This is a genomic window from Variovorax sp. WDL1 (genome assembly GCF_001541225.1).
In the GTDB taxonomy this organism is placed as follows: Bacteria; Pseudomonadota; Gammaproteobacteria; order Burkholderiales; family Burkholderiaceae_C; genus Variovorax.
Genome location: NZ_LMTS01000163.1, coordinates 208293 through 225183, shown reverse-complemented (window position 1 = coordinate 225183; position 16891 = coordinate 208293). Strand labels below are relative to the sequence as shown.

General features: G+C 68.2%; 17 protein-coding genes. 8 read left to right on the top strand and 9 right to left on the bottom strand.

What is annotated here, in order from left to right; translation table 11 throughout:
- Positions 1-179 precede the first annotated feature (179 nt).
- The 3 genes from APY03_RS22790 to ppk2 all read right to left on the bottom strand — a co-directional run bounded on the left by APY03_RS22790 (position 180) and on the right by ppk2 (position 3080).
- Positions 180-1034 carry a lipase family protein gene (locus APY03_RS22790; protein ID WP_068680300.1) on the bottom strand — a complete coding sequence of 285 codons (855 nt, stop codon included), beginning with the start codon at positions 1032-1034 and terminating at the stop codon, positions 180-182.
- A 4-nt stretch (positions 1035-1038) separates the two neighbouring features.
- Complete coding sequence (locus APY03_RS22785) at positions 1039-2088, bottom strand: extracellular catalytic domain type 1 short-chain-length polyhydroxyalkanoate depolymerase (RefSeq protein WP_068680297.1); 1050 nt, start codon at positions 2086-2088, stop codon at positions 1039-1041.
- 74 nt (positions 2089-2162) lie between these two features.
- Positions 2163-3080 carry a polyphosphate kinase 2 gene (ppk2, locus tag APY03_RS22780; protein WP_068680295.1) on the bottom strand — a complete coding sequence of 306 codons (918 nt, stop codon included), beginning with the start codon at positions 3078-3080 and terminating at the stop codon, positions 2163-2165.
- A 156-nt stretch (positions 3081-3236) separates the two neighbouring features.
- Here ppk2 and APY03_RS22775 point away from each other — a divergent pair, with 156 nt between their 5' ends.
- The 7 genes from APY03_RS22775 (at position 3237) to APY03_RS22745 (ending at position 9583) form a co-directional block, all read left to right on the top strand.
- Positions 3237-4265 carry a transporter gene (locus tag APY03_RS22775; protein WP_068680292.1) on the top strand — a complete coding sequence of 343 codons (1029 nt, stop codon included), beginning with the start codon at positions 3237-3239 and terminating at the stop codon, positions 4263-4265.
- Positions 4266-4366: 101 nt separating this feature from the next.
- Complete coding sequence (locus APY03_RS22770; protein ID WP_068680290.1) at positions 4367-5221, top strand: 3',5'-nucleoside bisphosphate phosphatase; 855 nt, start codon at positions 4367-4369, stop codon at positions 5219-5221.
- The gene (locus tag APY03_RS22765) at positions 5218-6165 is read left to right on the top strand and encodes a DMT family transporter (protein ID WP_443082841.1); all 948 of its coding nucleotides are present in this window, start codon (positions 5218-5220) and stop codon (positions 6163-6165) included. The genes APY03_RS22770 and APY03_RS22765 overlap by 4 nt, the downstream gene beginning before the upstream one ends.
- 39 nt (positions 6166-6204) lie before the next feature.
- Entirely contained in the window at positions 6205-6840 is a 636-nt protein-coding gene (locus APY03_RS22760) for an L-threonylcarbamoyladenylate synthase (protein WP_068680286.1), read from the top strand.
- Positions 6841-6887: 47 nt separating this feature from the next.
- A complete protein-coding gene (locus tag APY03_RS22755; RefSeq protein WP_068680284.1) occupies positions 6888-7559 on the top strand; it encodes a site-2 protease family protein in 672 nt (223 codons plus the stop codon).
- Between the two features lie 13 nt (positions 7560-7572).
- The gene (locus APY03_RS22750; RefSeq protein ID WP_083944517.1) at positions 7573-8970 is read left to right on the top strand and encodes a tryptophan--tRNA ligase; all 1398 of its coding nucleotides are present in this window, start codon (positions 7573-7575) and stop codon (positions 8968-8970) included.
- Between the two features lie 10 nt (positions 8971-8980).
- A complete protein-coding gene (locus tag APY03_RS22745) occupies positions 8981-9583 on the top strand; it encodes a LuxR C-terminal-related transcriptional regulator (protein ID WP_068680282.1) in 603 nt (200 codons plus the stop codon).
- Between the two features lie 62 nt (positions 9584-9645).
- Here APY03_RS22745 and shkS read toward each other — a convergent pair whose 3' ends face one another.
- The 6 genes from shkS to APY03_RS22715 all read right to left on the bottom strand — a co-directional run bounded on the left by shkS (position 9646) and on the right by APY03_RS22715 (position 16011).
- A complete protein-coding gene (gene shkS, locus APY03_RS22740) occupies positions 9646-11082 on the bottom strand; it encodes a surface-behavior sensor histidine kinase ShkS (RefSeq protein WP_232081243.1) in 1437 nt (478 codons plus the stop codon).
- Between the two features lie 209 nt (positions 11083-11291).
- Positions 11292-11498 (bottom strand): hypothetical protein, encoded by a 207-nt coding sequence (locus APY03_RS41720; RefSeq protein ID WP_068680280.1) that lies wholly within the window; start codon positions 11496-11498, stop codon positions 11292-11294.
- A gap of 138 nt (positions 11499-11636) precedes the next feature.
- The gene (locus APY03_RS22730) at positions 11637-13343 is read right to left on the bottom strand and encodes a CocE/NonD family hydrolase (protein WP_083944515.1); all 1707 of its coding nucleotides are present in this window, start codon (positions 13341-13343) and stop codon (positions 11637-11639) included.
- The gene (locus tag APY03_RS22725; protein WP_162487171.1) at positions 13343-14323 is read right to left on the bottom strand and encodes a Bug family tripartite tricarboxylate transporter substrate binding protein; all 981 of its coding nucleotides are present in this window, start codon (positions 14321-14323) and stop codon (positions 13343-13345) included. The genes APY03_RS22730 and APY03_RS22725 overlap by 1 nt, the downstream gene beginning before the upstream one ends.
- Positions 14324-14429: 106 nt before the next feature.
- The gene (locus tag APY03_RS22720) at positions 14430-15278 is read right to left on the bottom strand and encodes a polysaccharide deacetylase family protein (RefSeq protein WP_068680274.1); all 849 of its coding nucleotides are present in this window, start codon (positions 15276-15278) and stop codon (positions 14430-14432) included.
- Between the two features lies 1 nt (position 15279).
- The gene (locus tag APY03_RS22715) at positions 15280-16011 is read right to left on the bottom strand and encodes a fumarylacetoacetate hydrolase family protein (protein ID WP_443082842.1); all 732 of its coding nucleotides are present in this window, start codon (positions 16009-16011) and stop codon (positions 15280-15282) included.
- Here APY03_RS22715 and APY03_RS22710 point away from each other — a divergent pair.
- The gene (locus APY03_RS22710; RefSeq protein ID WP_232324372.1) at positions 16010-16891 is read left to right on the top strand and encodes a GntR family transcriptional regulator; all 882 of its coding nucleotides are present in this window, start codon (positions 16010-16012) and stop codon (positions 16889-16891) included. The genes APY03_RS22715 and APY03_RS22710 overlap by 2 nt on opposite strands.

Below are 16891 nucleotides of genomic sequence, written 5' to 3'. Positions count from 1 at the left end.
GGGTGTGAATGACACGGAGGAGTCTGCGGAATCGGCCGCGCAGCGGGAATACGCCGGGTGGCGTACAAAACTCAACGCCGACCCCATTCCAGGAACACCGCGGAACCGGCTTCGCCGGGCTGCTGGTGTTGCCCCCGGCGAGGGGGTGGGCGGCTACACGAAGTGAGCCAACCTGGGGGTCAGCCAAAGAACGCCCGCGCGTAGTTGATCGGCGCATGATCCGCCAGGTCGCGCAGCACCACGGCGCCGCGCTTCCAGGCATGGTCGACCACGTAGCGCGCCCGTCCCTGGGCACGGTCGCTCTCGATGAAGCCCACGTCGGGGTTGTGCATGCATTGGCCGTCGCAGCTGATGTAGCTGGTCGGCCCCGCATGCGCGTAGAGCGAGAAGGCAGGCGGCAGCTGCGTGACGACGTCGCAGCCGTTGACCAGGCGAAGCACCGGGACCTCGGCCAGCGGGGCCACGAAGGCCGTGTTGCCGACGCGCGGCGAACCGAGCGTGGCCAGCAGGCTCGGCGCAAGCACGGTGGCGCTCAGGGTGGCGAGGGCGGCGCCGAGGCTGTGGCCGGTGAGGATCAGCGCGCTGCGACCGGCGCCCTCGCCTTCCTCGAGCCATTCGCGCAGCATCGGCATCATCGCCCGCGCGGCCCGCGCGAACCCCGCATGCACCCGGCCGCCGCTCTCGGGCCATTCGACCTGGTGCGCCTGCAGGTTGGTCGCCAGGTCGCGGATCTCGTCGGGCTGGGTGCCCCGGAAGGACACCAGCGCCGTGCCGTCCGCATGCAGCGCGGCGAAGGCAAAGCCGTTCGTGTCGGCGTGCGTGATGAGCGTGGGCCGCCCGAAGTCCGCGCGCGCCAGCGCGTCCGCCAGGCGCTGGCGCTCGCCGTCGGAAGCCTCGGCACGGTAGTACGCAAGCCGCGAGGCTTCGATGGCGCACTGCGCTGGCGTGTAGCGGCGGCCCGCTTCGAACAGCGTCTCGCTGCGCTCCGGCGAGTAGAGCGCGGTGCGGCCGGGTTCGTAGGCGATGCCGGTCATGGCCTCAGGCCACCGCCGCCGCCTTGAACTGCTTCGAGACGAAGGCCCAGATCAGCCGCGAGGCATTGGGTCCTGCGGCGTCGCTGAAGGGCAGGCGCGGCGCGCCGCCGCTCCACGCATGGCCCAGGCCGGCGACCTCGCACAGCATGACGAAGGTGCGGCCCTTGCGCTTGAACTCCGTCACCCGCATCGCGTGGCGCTTGCCGCGCTGCACCGTGCGCACGATGCCGGGCTGCGCGCCAGTGGCCGCGGCCCAGACCTCCGCGGTGCTCAGCGCATTGCTTGCCGAGACCACGAAATCGACATCGCCATGCAGGACCAGCAGCGGCGGCAGCGTCGTGAAGACCGCGGCTGCCCCCATCGCCTTGCCGACCGCGGTGGCGGGCATGGGCGGCACATGGCGCCCGCGCATGGCGCCCAGCGCGGTCGCGGGCGAGCGGGCGGCGCCGGGCGCCACGCCGGAATGCATGGCCAGGGCCTTGAAGCGCACCGGGTAGCGCGTGGCCATCAGCGCCGCCATGCCGGCGCCCGCCGAGAGCCCGGCCACGGCGACGCGCTCGCGGTCCACCGGGTACAGCACACACGCCTGGTCGACCGCGGCCATCAGGGTCGCAGCCTCGGCATCGGCCTTGCCGAAGCGGCGGTCGTACCAGTTCCAGCAGCCCTGCGGATGGGCCATGCGGTCCTGCTCCGGGTAGAGAACGAAGAAGCGTTCGCGCGCAGCCAGCAGGTTCATGCGCGTGCTGGCGGCGAAGTCGCGTCCGGTCTGGCCACAGCCATGCAGCATGACCAGGAGCGGCAGGCGCTCGCCCAACTGCATGTCCGGCGGCCGGTACAGGTGGTAGCGCCGCGCGCCGCCGGCGCCCAGCGCCACCCCCGCCAGCCAGTCGCCGGGGCCGCGCGGCGGCTTGAGCTGCTCGGCCGCCGCGCGCTGCACCTGCCCCGCGATGCGCCTTCCGTTGCGCAGGGTGGCAGTGGTGAGTGCCTTCATGCCGCGCTGGTAGGCGCGGGTGAACGCCTTGGCGGCAGAGGTCGAGGAAGTGCGGCGGGCCATGTTGCGTGCGTGGGCCGGGTTCGGCCTGCGCACCTTAGCAGAGCTTGCGCGCCGCCGGCGGCGCGGTGGAACTCCTAGTAGACCTCGGGCACGTACATCGAAGCCGGCACCGGCAGGCGCAGGTAGTCCGCATTGCGCTCGCGCGCGGGCAGGTCGATCGGCGCGTGCGGCACCTCCTGGTACGGCATCTGGCCGAGCAGATGGGTGATGCAGTTCAGCCGCGCCTTCTTCTTGTCGACCGCCTGCACCACCCACCAGGGCGCTTCCTCGATGTGCGTGCGCTCGAGCATGGTTTCCTTGGCCTTGGTGTATTCCTCCCAGCGGCGGCGGGATTCCAGGTCCATCGGGCTGAGCTTCCACTGCTTGAGCGGGTCGTGGATGCGGCCCAGGAAGCGCATGTGCTGCTCCTCGTCGGTGATCGAGAACCAGTACTTGATGAGCTTGATGCCCGAGCGCACCAGCATGCGCTCGAAATCGGGCACGGTGCGGAAGAACTCCTCGTACTCTTCGTCGGTGCAGAAGCCCATCACGCGCTCGACGCCGGCGCGGTTGTACCAGCTGCGGTCGAACAGCACGATCTCGCCGGCTGCCGGCAGGTGGGCCACGTAGCGCTGGAAGTACCACTGGGTGCGCTCGCGGTCGTTGGGCGCCGGCAGCGCCGCCACGCGCGCCACGCGCGGATTGAGCCGCTGGGTGATGCGCTTGATGACCCCGCCCTTGCCCGCCGCGTCGCGGCCCTCGAACAGGATCACCACTTTCTGCCGGCTGTGCTGCACCCAGTCCTGCAGCTTGACCAGCTCGCCCTGCAGGCGGAACAGCTCCGTGAAGTAGGCGCGGCGCGCCGCCTTGTCGGCCGGCTGCCCCGACACGAGTTCGTCCGGGCTGCGGTCCTCGATCTCGAGTTCGAGCTCTTCGTCGTAGCTGTCGACCAGGTCGCGCGCGATGCGCTGCATCAGTTCTTCCTGGTCGCTGAGGGTGCTGGGCAGCGTCATGGGGCCTCGAAACAGAGGAAAAACATCCATGCTGCCCCTGCGAAGTGACGTTCGCGTGACAGACACGATCGACCGCCGGCGTCGTCACAACGCTGACATGAAGCACGCACAGCATGGGCCGCAATTCGAACCACCTCGCTCCTGAACCGCCCCGTCTTGTCCTCACCCCGCGATATTGCGGCCGCCTCGTACGGCGGCGACGAAGCCGGGCTCATCTGCGGCTACCTGTTCGACGTGGCGGCCGAGGAGTCGTCACGCGCGATCGACTCGAACGCTGCAGCGGCCTGGCTCGCGCAGCCAGCGCCATCCGGGGACGTCTACCTGTGGCTGCACTTCAACCTGAGCCATGCGCAAGCGGAGCGCTGGCTGCACCGGCATGCGCATCTCTCGGACACCTTCTTCGAGACCCTCGGGGACGGCATGCATTCGACCCGCATCGAGCGCGCCGACGACTCGCTGATCGCCGTCATCAACGACGTGCACTTCGAGTTCAGCTTCGAGCCTTCGGACATCTCCACCCTGTGGATCAGCGTCGGACCGCGCCTGGTGGTGACGGCCCGCGCCAAGCCGCTGCGCTCGGTCGATGCCCTGCGCACCGCGGTGAAGGCGGGCGACGCGCCGCGTTCCAGCGCCGAGCTGCTGGAGCATCTGCTGCGCGTGCAGGCCGACGTGCTGGTGAATGTCGTGCGCGGCGTGACCACCCGCGTCGATGCAATCGAGGACGAGCTGCTCACCGGCCGGCTCGACCACAAGCGCGCCCGCCTCGGCGAGATGCGCCGGCTGCTGGTGCGGCTGCAGCGCCTGCTGGCGCCGGAGCCGGGCGCCCTGTTCCGCCTGCTGCAGAAGCCGCCGGCCTGGATGGCCGAGGACGACACCCAGAAGCTGCGCGGCGCGACCGAGGAGTTCTCGGCAGTGCTGCGCGACATGGGCGCACTGCAGGAGCGCATCAAGCTGCTGCAGGAGGAGATTGCCGCCAACGTCAGCGAGGACACCAGCCGCAGCCTCTTCGTGCTCACGGTGGTGACGGTGCTGGCGCTGCCGATCAACATCCTGGCCGGCCTGTTCGGCATGAATGTGGGCGGCATTCCGCTGGCCGAGGACCACAACGGTTTCTGGGTGCTGGTGGCCATCGTGATCACCTTCACGGTGGTCGCGGCCTGGGCAGCCTTTCGCAAGAAGCGCTGAAAGCACCTGCGGGCGGTCGTTGATCGCTATTCATTCGATAGCGCACTCCGTAGTCCCCATGGGCCCTGCAAGCCCATGCAAGAAAGAATAAGATTCACCGGGTGTCATCCATCCTGAACGCCGACCTGCACTGCCACTCCGTGGTGTCCGACGGCACCCTGACCCCCGAGGAACTCGCGGCCCGCGCGGCCGCCAACGGCGTCGAGCTCTGGTCCCTGACCGATCACGACGAGGTCGGTGGCCAGCACCGCGCGGCCGCGGCGGCGCGCGCGCAGGGCATGCGGTATCTCACCGGGACCGAGATCTCGGTCACCTTCGCGAACGAGACGGTGCACATCGTCGGACTTGGCTTCGACCCCGACGACGCGGCCATCAGCGAAGGCCTCTACGACACCCGCGGCGGCCGCGGCCGGCGCGCCGAGGAAATGGCCGAGGGCCTGGCCCAGGTGGGCATCAAGGGCGCCTACGAGGGCGCACTCAGGTTCGTCGGCAATCCCGAGCTGATCTCGCGCACCCATTTCGCCCGCTTCCTGGTCGAGCAAGGCCATTGCCGCGACACCGCCGAGGTCTTCCGCAAGTTCCTCACCGAGGGCAAGCCGGGCTACGTGCCGCACCGCTGGGCCACGCTGAAGGACGCAGTGGGCTGGATCACCGGGGCCAAGGGCCTGGCCGTGATTGCGCACCCGGGGCGCTACAAGTTCACTGCCAACGAGGAATACGCGCTGTTCCTCGAATTCAAGGAACACGGCGGCCGGGCGATCGAGGTGGTGACCGGCAGCCATTCGCCTCCCGAGTACGTCGAATACGCCGACAAGGCGCTGGAATTCGGCTTCGCCGCCTCGCGCGGCAGCGACTTTCACAGCCCCGGCGAAAGCCATTGCGACCTTGGCAAACTGCCGCTGCTTCCGGGCCAGCTGACCCCGGTATGGGAACTGCTCGAAGACCGCATCCTGTGAGCAGCCCGAGCACGACCACCGGTGGCCTGGCGCAGCGCAAGCTCACGCGCGACCTGGAATCCGAGCGCATCCTGGCCGGCATCGGCCTGCTGCTCGTGGCCGTGGCCTGCTTCGCCACCCTGGACAGCGCCACCAAGCTCTCCACAGCCGGCGTGCCGATCCTGATGGGCGTGTGGTTCCGCTATGCCTTCCAGGCGGTGGCGACCACCGCCGTGCTGCTGCCGTTGCAGGGCACGGCGCTGCTGCGCACCAGGCACCCGAGATACCAGTTGCTGCGTGGCGGGCTGCTGCTGGCGTCGAGCACGCTGGCCTTCTTCAGCCTGCGCTACATGCCGCTTGCCGAGTTCACCTCGATCGTGCTGATCGCGCCGCTGGTGATCACCCTTCTGGCCGCGACGACGCTCAAGGAGCAGGTCTCGCCGCTTCGCTGGGTGCTGGTGGCGGGCGGCTTCATCGGCACGCTGGTCATCCTGCGGCCGGGCGGCGAGGCCTTCAGCTGGGCCGTGCTGCTGCCCATCGGCCTGGTGCTGACCAATGCCTGGTTCCAGGTGCTCACCAGCAAGCTGGCCCGCACCGAGAACCCGCTGACGATGCACTTTTACACCGGCTGGGTCGGCACCCTGCTCGCCTCGCTGGCCCTGCCCTTCGTCTGGACGGCGCTGCCGGGCTGGCACTGGTGGGCACTGCTGTGCCTGATGGGCTTCATGGGCACGGTCGGGCACTTCATCCTGATCCTGGCCTACCAGCGCGCGCCGGCCTCCACGCTCACGCCCTACCTCTATGCCCAGATCGCCTTCGCCATGCTCGGCGGCTGGCTGGTCTTCTCGCAGGTGCCGGACCGGGTGTCGCTGATCGGCATCTCGATGATCGCGGTCTGCGGCGCAGCCGGCGCCTGGCTCACCGTGCGCGAGCGGAGGGTGCCGATCGAGCCCGCGGAGTCCTGACACCGCCCCTGCCGTTTATCGGCAGAATGCATCGCAGCCATGGCCCAGTTTTTCGAACTCCATCCCGACAACCCGCAGCAGCGCCTGCTCAAGCAGGCGGCCGCCCTGCTGGCGCGCGGCGAGATCGTGGCGGTACCCACCGATTCGAGCTACGCGCTGGCCTGCCACCTGGACGACAGGGACGCAGTGGACCAGCTGCGCCGCATCCGCCAGGTCGACGAGAAGCACCACCTCACGCTGCTGTGCCGCGACCTGAGCGAGCTCTCGAGCTACGCGAAGGTGGACAACAAGCAGTACCGCCTCCTGAAGGCCGCGACGCCGGGCCCCTACACCTTCCTGCTGGAAGCCACCAAGGAGGTGCCGCGGCGGGTGAGCCATCCGCAGCGCAAGACCATCGGCCTGCGCGTGCCCGACCACAAGGTGCTGGGCGAGCTGCTCATGCTGCATGGCGAGCCGCTGCTGGCCACCACCCTGATCCCGCCCGGCGAGACCGAGGCGCTCAACGACGCGCAGGCGATCCGCGAGCGCTTCGAGAAGCAGATCGGCGCGGTGATCGCCTGCGGCGCCTGCCCCTCCGAACCCACCACGGTGGTCGACCTGACGCCCATGGGCGCCGGCGGCGAGCCGGTCCTGGTGCGCCAGGGGCGCGGATCGCCGGCGGCGCTGGGCCTGTGAAGCTCCGCGCGCCCGGCCGCGCCGGGGCCGTCTGAGACAATCGTTCGGTGGATATCTCCAACCTGATCGAAAAAGTGCTGATCTATGCACTGCCCGTGATCTTCGCGATCACGGTGCACGAAGCGGCCCATGGCTACGTGGCCCGCTACCTGGGCGACCAGACGGCCTGGATGATGGGCCGCGTGACGCTCAACCCCGTCAAGCACATCGACCCCATCGGCACCATCCTGATGCCGCTGCTGCTCTACTTCGCCACCTCGGGCGCCTTCCTGTTCGGCTATGCCAAGCCGGTGCCTGTCAACTTCGGCCGGCTGCGCCATCCGAAGCGCGACATGATCTGGGTGGCGCTGGCCGGCCCGGCCTCGAACTTCATCCAGGCGATCCTGTGGGCAATGGCCTTCGTGCTGATGCGGGCCGCCGGCGTCGAGGAGACCTTCTTCCTCGAAATGGCGCGCGGCGGCGTGCTGGTCAACCTGGTGATGTGGGCCTTCAACCTGTTCCCCCTGCCCCCGCTGGACGGCGGCCGGGTGCTCGCCGGCCTGCTGCCGCGCGGCGCCGCACAGGACTTCCTGGCGCGCATCGAGCCCTACGGCTTCTTCATCGTCATGGGCCTGGTCATCGCCGGCATCGTCAGCACCTGGTGGCTGCGCCCGCTGATGAGCTTCGGCTACCAGGCCATCGGCGTGCTCATCTCGCCCCTCACGGCGCTGCTGCGCTGAATACGTTCCTCCAATGGCAAGTCCCTCCTCCAAGCCCGTGCGCTTTCTCACCGGCATTACCACCAGCGGCACGCCGCACCTCGGCAACTACGTCGGCTCGGTGCGCCCGTCGGTGCGCTTCAGCCGCGAGGCGCACGTGCAGAGCTTCTATTTCCTGGCCGACTACCACGCGCTCATCAAGGTCGACGAGCCGGCGCGCATCCAGCGCTCCACGCTGGAGATCGCGGCGACCTGGCTGGCCTGCGGCCTGGACCCGCAGCGCGTGACCTTCTACCGCCAGTCCGACATCCCCGAGATCCCGGAGCTGACCTGGCTGCTGACCTGCGTCACCGGCAAGGGCCTGCTGAACCGCGCCCATGCCTACAAGGCGCAGGTGGACAAGAACGCCGCGCGCGGCGAGGACCCGGACACCGACGTCAGCGCCGGCCTGTTCATGTACCCCGTGCTGATGGGCGCCGACATCCTGATGTTCAACGCCCACAAGGTGCCGGTGGGCCGCGACCAGATCCAGCACATCGAGATGGCGCGCGACATGGGGCAGCGCTTCAACCACCTGTACGGCGAGCACTTCACACTGCCCGAGGCCGAGATCGACGACGCGGTGGCCACGCTGCCGGGCCTCGACGGCCGCAAGATGAGCAAGAGCTACGACAACACGATCCCGCTCTTCGCCCCGCGCGCCCAGCTGCAGAAGCTGATCGCAGGCATCGTGACCGACTCCCGCGCCCCGGGCGAGCCCAAGGACACCGAGGGCTCGGCGCTGTTCCAGATCTACCAGGCCTTCGCCGACGCAGAAGAAACCGAAGCCCTGCGGCTTGCCTTTGCCGAGGGCATTGCCTGGAGCGACGCCAAGCAGCGCCTGTTCGAGCGCATCGACCGCGAGATCGCGCCGATGCGGGCGCAGTACGAGGCCCTGGTCAACGACCCGGCGCAGATCGAGAAGATCCTGCTGGCCGGCGCCGAGAAGGCCCGCGCCATTTCACGCCCCTTCATGGCCGAGCTGCGCCATGCGGTCGGGTTGCGGAACCTGGCGGCTGCCGGTCGCCAGGGTGCGGCGCGGCCCAAGGCGGCGAAGGCGGCGAGGCCCGCGTTCAAGCAATACCGCGAGAAGGATGGCCTTTTTTATTTCAAGCTGCTCGACGAAAGCGGCTCACAACTGTTACAAAGCTTGGGTTTCGCATCGCCGCAGGAGGCGGGCCGCGCAATCGGCACGCTGCGGGAACAGCGCGGCGCAGCCTTGACGCTGCTCGCCGCGCAGCTCGAACCCATCGACAATGCGAACATGCGCGCGGCAACGGATGCACTCGAAGCGCTTGCGGCCGAAGCCACGGGCGACACGGGCGACACGAGCGACCAGGGACGAACTCCGCGCGACCAACAAGGGCCGGCCGAGCCGGTCCGCACACAGTGAGAAAAAAGTTATGAGTATCTATGTAATCGACGACCACCCCTTGATGCGCGACGCCATCGTGATGGTGCTGCGCCGCCTGCGGCCGGCCGAGACCATCGTGGAGCTCGAACGGCTCGACAAGCTGGCCAGCGCAGTCAAGCAGCATGGGGAGCCCGGCCTGTTCTGCCTCGACCTGAAGCTGCCTGACGTCACGGGCGTTTCTGGCGTGATCGCGGTGAAGAAGATCTATCCCGACGTGCCCGTGGCGGTCTATTCGGCCTCGCCGGCCGGCGACATGGAAGAGGCCTGCATCGAGGCGGGCGCCGACACCTACATCGAGAAGTCGGCCAGTTCGGCCGAGCTCACCGCCGCGCTGCGCGGGCTGCTGATGGCCGACACCGAGGCCGAGGAGCCGGTCGCCGCGGCCAGCAGCAAGCTCTCGAAGCGCCAGACCCAGCTGATCGCGATGCTGGACCAGGGCATGAGCAACCGCGACATAGCGACCGAGCTCGACATCAGCGAGCACACGGTGAAGGTGCACCTGTGGCGCCTGTTCAGGCGGCTCGGCGTGAAGAGCCGCACGCAGGCGCTGCACCACGCGCGCACCAACGGCTTGCTGTCCAGTAATCCGTAAACCGGTAACCGGGGCGCAAGGCCCACACAGGGCCCGGGCCGCAAGGCCCGGTTTCGTCTTGTCTATCCCACGGCGCCTGAAATGCGGGTCTGCGCCTGCGACTCGTCCGCGTCGTGCAGCGCCACCCGGAACACGCTGCCCCGGCCGAGCCTGGAGCGCACGCTGACGGGATGCCCCAGCGCATGCGACAGCCGGGCCACGATGGCCAGGCCGAGGCCGAAGCCGTCCGAGGTGCCGGCATGGTCGGCCACCTTGTAGAACTCCAGGAACACGTCGCGCAGATGCTCGCGCGCGATGCCGATGCCTGTGTCCCACACCTCCACCCGCAGGCCGTCGCGGGTGTGGCGCGAGGCCAGCAGCACGCCGCCCTCGGCCGTGTACTTGATCGCATTGGCCAGCAGGTTGCCGATCATGCGGCGAACGCGGATCGGGTCGGTCAGCACGGTGCCCGAGCTCACGTGCATGCGAAAGCTCAGGCCCTTGGCCTCGGCGACCGGGCGGTACTGCAGCTCGAGGTCGTGCAGCAGCTGGGCCACGTCCACCCGCTCGATGTGCAGCCGCACCTGCCCCGAGTCGATGCGCGCGAGGTCGAACAGCGAGTCGAACAGGGCATTGACCGCGTGCGTGGCGCGCACGATCTTCGGCGCGATCTCGGCCACGAGTTCCGGCTCGTTGCGCAGCCAGTCGGCGTAGAGCGAGAGCGCCAGCACCGGCTGGCGCATGTCGTGCGCCGCGCTGGCGAGGAAGCGGTTCTTCATCGCCACTGCCGACACCGCCGCCTGGCGCTGCTGGGTCAGCGAGTTGATCAGGATGTGGTTGTGGAACAGCAGCTCGAAGCTGTTGCGCGCGGTCTCGTGGATGCGCCGGCCGGCGCGCAGGAGCAGCCACCAGTGCAGGCCCGGCAGCAGCAGGAAGCCGTAGTGGAAATGCGGGCGCTCGAACTGGAGCTCGATGACCCGGAAGACGATCGCCGCCAGCATGGTGACGAACAGCGTGTTGACGTAGCGCTTGAGCAACGGCGGGTGCAGCGCCAGCCCGTTGAGCGGGAAGGTGGCCACGCCGGCGACGATGAGCCAGCTCATGAACTGGTTCACCAGCGGCGTGCGCTCGAAGAAGATCAGGATCGACAGGCCCCAGGCGAAGGCGCTGGCGCTCCAGAGATAGCGGTAGCGCTCGACGAAGTACTGCTGGGCCGCGGAATCGCGGTCGGCGTAGTGCCGGCCGTAGACCTGCTCGCCCCAGATGCGGCAGGCGGTCGCGCCGATGCCGATGGCCAGCCAGACGAAGAGCTGCCAGGCAGGCACATGGCCCCAGCTCAAGCCCACCATGGCCGGCATCAGCGCGGCGGCCAGGAGGTAGGAGCCGCGCGAGGCCCGCATCAAGCTGCGGATCAGCTCGCCGCGCACCCACGGTTCGGCCTCGTCGGCGGAGGCCGGCGCCGGCGTGAGGCTGGCGAAGGACGAGTTGCCCAGCCCCGCGAAGGACGAATTACCCATCATGGCTCACGGTCCCTCCCCATGTCAGTCGGGCCATAAAAAAAGCCCCTGTCGAGGGGCCCCTGTGTGCGGCTCTCGGGCGCGCCGCGGAAAGCTCCGGCAGCCGGTTGGGACATGGAAGCCCGCTCGCGGCGGCCGGCCGTGCCGCGATCTTAACTGGGCGCACGATCCGGACGCCGCTGCCAGCGTCGCGCATGCACAACGGCTGCCGCCTATCCACCGCCGAAGTAGCGCATGGCCGTGTGGCCCAGTGGGGTCAATGCGGTCACGACCGCGGAGGCCGGCGCGCCTTGCGACGGCAGGTCGGCTTTCACATAGCCCGCATCGCGAAGGATGCGCAAGTCCTCGATGTCCGCCTGTGAACTCAGCGTCATCGGCAACGCAGCGCCGGCGATTTTTCTCAGCAGCTCGTAGGCCATCCAATCCTCCATTCGCTTTTTCTGTGTGTTCTTGCAGCGATTGTGGAGCATGGCGCGGGCAACCGGGGCGGCAGCCGTCGAGGCTCGGCGTTTGCCGGCACGGTCCGCGCCGGCCGGATTGCTGGGTGACCAGCGAAATCAGGTCGATGCCGGTATGTGCGGCATCGTCAGCTGACTCGCGTAGGCGCCCCCCGTGTAGACCGTCGTGGTCCCGCCGAACTCGGCGGGAGGCCGGTCGTCCGGATGATCGTGGCGCATCCGCCCCGGCGCCGTCACGATGAAGTCGTGGCCCTGGAGGGTGAGGACGAGACGCCAGCCCTTCGGAAGCACCATGGAGGTCGGCCAGATCTCCACGTCGAGCTGGACGATCTCGCCGGGCGTGAGCTTGTGCACCTCGTCATGGGTGTGCCAGGGTCGCCAGGGCAGGCTGCGTTCAGCGTCGGTCTTGCGGTGGGATGCACGCAGCCAGCCCAGGGCCATCGGCACACGCTCGTGGGCCCCGACGAAAGTCGCCTCCTTGCCGTCCGGGTCGAACACGCGCAAGACGGCAAAGATGTCGGCATCGGAAGTGCTCGAGCTGATCCAGACGCGAAGCGTTACCGGGCCGGTGAACTCGATGTCTTGAGCAAAGGGCGCTGTCGAAAAGCTCAGACCGTCCTTCATGGCCGTGAACCGGGCCTGCCCGGCCTCGGCAGGCGGGTCGCCGGAGAGCTTGCCGCCCGCGGCATCCAGGTACATCGGCGTCCATCGGGTGCGTGCCAGCGGCCATTCCTGCTCCTTGCGCAACTCGGCGGTGTCGTCCGCCCGGCGGATCGCCAGTTGCACCGGCGGCTCGCGGTCCCAGCCGTTGTCCTCGCCGCGCAGGAAGTGATTGAAGAATCGCTTCTGGATGGCGACGTAGCGCGGCAGGTAGAAGCTTTCGTAGTGGGTGCCGATGTGGGCGAACAGCCACTTGTGCTTCGAGCCGGCGCGCAGGTAGCCCTCGAAATTGCCGCGCAGGTGCATGCCCGGGCCGCCCCAGTTCGCGGCCGAGAGCAGCGGCACTTCGATCGCCGGCAGGTTGGCCGCGCGGGCGCGGTTCCAGGCGTCGTCCAGCGGATGGTCGAGGCGGTCGCGGGGGTGATCGGCCCGGCTGCCCTCCAGCATCGCGTCAGAGAAGGCCGGACCGGTCGTGCGCTCGCCGGTGAGCCGATCGCGGTGCGTGCTCTTGCCGCTGCCGTACTGGTTGGACAGCACCTGGCGTGGCCACCACTCGAAGGTGAAGCTGTTGCTCAGGATGCCGCCGTGGTGCCCGCCGTCGCGGTAGAACTCGCTCGATCCCTCCCAAGGCACGATCGCTCCCAGGTGCGGAGGCCGCAGGGCGGCGACCTGCCACTGCTTGATCGCCAGGTAGGACACGCCGATCAGGCCGACCTTGCCGTTGCTCCAGGGCTGGATCCCAGCCCATTCGATGCACTCGTAGAAGTCGCGCGTCTCAACCGGTCCGAACGGATCGAGGTAGCCTTCGGAGCGGCCCGTGCCGCGCGAGTCGACCTGGATCACGATGAAGCCGTCGGGCACCCACCGCTCGGGGTCGACCACCTCCCAGCGCAGGTAGCGTCCCGTGGAGCCGTTGCTGTCCAGTTCCGGGTAGATGCGCTTGAGTACCTGCCACTGGGGATTGAATGCATCTTCGAAATGCACGTCCTTGCCATAGGCGCCCATGGACATCACCACGGGATAGCGGCCCGGCGTTGCCGGACGGAAGACATTGGCGCGAAGCACCGCGCCGTCGGACATGGTCAACGCCACATCTCGTTCGAAGACGAAGTCGCCTTCGGTGGTGATCCGGGTCTCGATGTTCATCATTGCATCGGCACGTTGGCCAGCTTCACGATGCGGGAGAACTTGTCCATCTCCTGGCGGAAGAAGCGGCCGAATTCGTCCGGGGTGTAGCTCGCGGGCGGGCTGTCCCAGGACAGCATCTTTTCCTTGACCTGGGGCTCCTGCATGGCCCGGTTGATCTCGGCCGAGAGCTTCTGGACGACGGGCGCCGGCGTCTTGCCCGGGGCAAAGAGGCCGACCCAGCCGCCGTTGTAGTCCATGTCCGGTACGCCGCTTTCAGCCATCGTGGGGACATCGGGGAAGCCCGCCATCCGCTTGGCGCTGGTCACGGCGAGCGGGCGAACCTGGCCCGCCTTGACCGCCATCGTGGCCGCCGTCGTGCTCAGGAAGCAGGCCGTGACCTCCTTGCCCATGACCGCATTGAGCGCAGGCGCTGCGCCCTTGTAGGGGACGTGCAGCATCCGCGTACCGGCCATGACATTGAGCAGTTCACCCGCCAGATGCAGGGTGTTGCCGGTACCCGGGGAGCCGAAGGAGACATTGCCGTCGGGCCGTCTCGCGATCTCCAGGAATTCCTTGAAGGTCTTGATCGGCGAATCGGGCGCCACCACCAGGGTCAGGGCCGGCGCCACGCTGAACAGGCTCACCGGCGCGAAGTCCGCCAGGGTGTCGTAGGGCAGGCTCTTGTAGATGCTGGGATTGATCGCCTGCGAGCCGGTGGTGACCAGCAGCGTGTAGCCGTCCGGCGCGGCCCGTGCCACCGCCTCGGCAGCGACGATGCCGTTGGCGCCCAGGCGATTCTCGACGACCATGCCCTGGCCCATCTGCTTGCCGGCTTGCGCCGCGATCAGCCTAGCCAGCAAATCGGGGCTGCCGCCTGCCGAGAAGGGCACCAGCAACCTGATCGGCTTGCTCGGAAAATCCTGCTGCCCGAAGGCAGGCAGCAGATGCGAGGCGCCCAAGGCTCCCAGAGCCGCCAGGCAATGTCTGCGTTGAATCATGTGCATGTCTCCTTCTGCTGGTGTGCGCCGTTCGCGCACGTGTTCGTGTCTCGGTTCTCGTGTTCGGCGCAGACCGCATCAGGTGCGGCCTCGCCTTCCCGCTGATTCAGATCGAGGCGAGCACATGGCGCGCCATCTCCTCGCGCGTGCAGATCCACACGTCCCCGGCCTGCTTCACGCGGGCCATGATCTCGTCGTACACCCAGGCACCCGAAGGACGGCCCATCACATGCGTGTGCACCGTCACGTCCAGCATGAGAGGAGCGGCCTCGGCGCGCATCGCAGCGAAGGTGTCTTCGAAGGTGTCCAGCATGTGGCGCGGGCCCTGGCCATAGCGGATGCAGGTGGGCAGGTCGTTCACGTCCATCGTCAGCGGTATGCCCACGATGCGCCGGCCGCCGAAATCCATCACGTAGGGGCGGTCGTCGTCGTTCACGTCGCCATGATGCAGATAGCCGGCTTCGGCCAGCAGGCGCGAGCTGATGGGGCTGCCGGTTCCCCTCGGGCTGATCCAGCCGATCGGCGCCACACCTGAGGTTTCGGTCAGCAGATCATGGTTGCGCGCGATGTTGGCGCGCTCGCCTTCTTCGTCGAAGTAGACCGGAATGACGTCCATGCCCCAGGAGTGGTTGACGATCTCGTGGCCCTGGTCGGCCAGCCGCCGCACCGTGGCCGGGTCGCGCTCGCAGATCACGCCGTTGACCATGACGCTGGTCCTGATGCCATGCCTGTCGGCAATGCCCAGCAGCCGATGGATGCCGCGCACCAGGCCGAAGGACGCCCAGGAATGGGCATTGGTGTCGAAGAAGCCGGGCTTGAGCACATTGCCCATCGGGCCGATGCCCGGCGCCTGGCCATCGGACCAGGCTTCATAGGCGATGTTGAAAATGACGGCCAGCCGCTGTCCGCCAGGCCAGCGAAAGTCGTCCGGCAGCCGCGTGATGACGGGTTCCATGTCAGCTTTCCTCCTGGGCCACCGGGTTCGACAACAGGCCGACGCCCTCGATCTCGATCTCGATGCGATCGCCCGGTTGCATCCACACGGGCGGCTTGCGTGCATAGCCCACGCCGGATGGCGTTCCCATGGCCACCACGTCACCGGGTTCCAGCGTCAGCACCTCGGTGAGCAGTACCAGCGCCTGGGCCACGGTCACGATCATGTGGCTGGTGTTGTCGCTCTGCATCACCCGGCCGTTCAGGCGCGACTCGATCTTCAGACCGCTCGCGCCCGGCGGCAGTTGGGCGGCAGGCACCAGCCAGGGTCCGAAGGCGCCGGTCCCATCGAAGTTCTTGCCGATGGTCCACTGCGGGGTGCGGCGCTGGTAGTCGCGCAGTGTTCCGTCGTTGAAGCAGGCGTAGCCGGCCACGGCAGCCAGCGCGTCCGATTCGGTGAGGTGCCGGGCACGCCGCCCGATGACGACGGCCAGCTCGGCCTCGAAGTCCAGCTTGTCCGAGACGCGCGGCCGCACCAGGGGCGCACCGTGGGCGATCAACGACGTGGCGCCGCGCATGAAGAAGCTCGGGTACTCCGGCGCGGCGTTGCCGCCCTCTGCCGCGTGGGCAGCGTAGTTGAGGCCGAGGCAGATGATCTTGCCCGGATGCGCAACCGGAATCTCCCACCGCACCGCGGCAGGGTCGAGCGGGGTGGCGCCGGCGAGCAGCGCCGGGTCGGGCGCGGCATCGAGCATGTCCACCCAGGCCGTGTCATTCGGGCCGGCCGGCACCCGGCTGCCCAGCCCGAGGAGTCTTCCCTCGTGCTCCACCGCCCATTGCGGGGCAGATCCCGCTGGCGTCACTCGCGCATATCTCGTCATAATTTCGACAAACCTTTCAGTTAGGCCTTTTGACGATATTAAAGAAAACTACATGACTTTGTCGACAAAAATGGAGCAAGGGATTTCCCGAGGGGTGATCGCGCCAACCCTGGCGCGGATGACCTACGAACGCCTGCGCGCAGACGTGCTGGCGGGGCATTGGCCGCCGGGCCGCAAGCTGCTGATGCATGAACTGCGGGAGCGATACCAGGTCGGGGCCAGTCCGCTGCGCGAAGCGCTGAACCGACTGGCCAGCGAGGACTGGGTCGTGCACAACGACCAGCGCGGCTTCATGGTGGCGCAGGCCACCCAGGCACAGCTGGACGACCTGGTGAACACGCGCATCGCCATCGAATCGCTTGCGATCGGCCAGGCCTTCGAGCGGCGAAGCGCTGCATGGGAAGAGCAACTGGTGCTGGCTTTCCATCGCCTTTCACGCACCCCCCGCTCGGTCATGCCCGACTCCTACGAGGAAAACCCGGAATGGGAGCGGCAGCATCGCGAGTTCCATCATGCGCTGCTGGCCGGCTGCGGCTCCGAACTGATGCTGAACTTCTGCTCGCAGCTCTACGACCAGGCCTATCGCTTCAGGCAACTGGCCGCGCGCGCTGCCTACAAGCGTCGCAACGAGCTGGACGAGCATCGCGCGATCTTCGACGCTGTGATGGCGGGCCGACTCGACGATGCGCTCGGCCTGTTGGCGGCCCACTACCGGCGCACGGCCAGCATCTTCGAGCGGGGCGACGCTTCCTGA

What these genes read in the sequence shown, in the direction of transcription:
- APY03_RS22790 (WP_068680300.1), bottom strand. Translation starts at nt 1,034, where the DNA reads ATGACCGGCATCGCCTACGAACCCGGCCGCACCGCGCTCTACTCGCCG.
- APY03_RS22750 (WP_083944517.1), top strand. Translation starts at nt 7,573, where the DNA reads ATGGCAAGTCCCTCCTCCAAGCCCGTGCGCTTTCTCACCGGCATTACC.
- APY03_RS22745 (WP_068680282.1), top strand. Translation starts at nt 8,981, where the DNA reads ATGAGTATCTATGTAATCGACGACCACCCCTTGATGCGCGACGCCATC.
- APY03_RS22785 (WP_068680297.1), bottom strand. Translation starts at nt 2,088, where the DNA reads ATGGCCCGCCGCACTTCCTCGACCTCTGCCGCCAAGGCGTTCACCCGC.
- APY03_RS22720 (WP_068680274.1), bottom strand. Translation starts at nt 15,278, where the DNA reads ATGGAACCCGTCATCACGCGGCTGCCGGACGACTTTCGCTGGCCTGGC.
- shkS (WP_232081243.1), bottom strand. Translation starts at nt 11,082, where the DNA reads ATGATGGGTAATTCGTCCTTCGCGGGGCTGGGCAACTCGTCCTTCGCC.
- APY03_RS22715 (WP_443082842.1), bottom strand. Translation starts at nt 16,011, where the DNA reads ATGCTCGATGCCGCGCCCGACCCGGCGCTGCTCGCCGGCGCCACCCCG.
- APY03_RS22760 (WP_068680286.1), top strand. Translation starts at nt 6,205, where the DNA reads ATGGCCCAGTTTTTCGAACTCCATCCCGACAACCCGCAGCAGCGCCTG.
- APY03_RS22725 (WP_162487171.1), bottom strand. Translation starts at nt 14,323, where the DNA reads ATGATTCAACGCAGACATTGCCTGGCGGCTCTGGGAGCCTTGGGCGCC.
- ppk2 (WP_068680295.1), bottom strand. Translation starts at nt 3,080, where the DNA reads ATGACGCTGCCCAGCACCCTCAGCGACCAGGAAGAACTGATGCAGCGC.
- APY03_RS22710 (WP_232324372.1), top strand. Translation starts at nt 16,010, where the DNA reads ATGTCCACCCAGGCCGTGTCATTCGGGCCGGCCGGCACCCGGCTGCCC.
- APY03_RS22730 (WP_083944515.1), bottom strand. Translation starts at nt 13,343, where the DNA reads ATGAACATCGAGACCCGGATCACCACCGAAGGCGACTTCGTCTTCGAA.
- APY03_RS41720 (WP_068680280.1), bottom strand. Translation starts at nt 11,498, where the DNA reads ATGGCCTACGAGCTGCTGAGAAAAATCGCCGGCGCTGCGTTGCCGATG.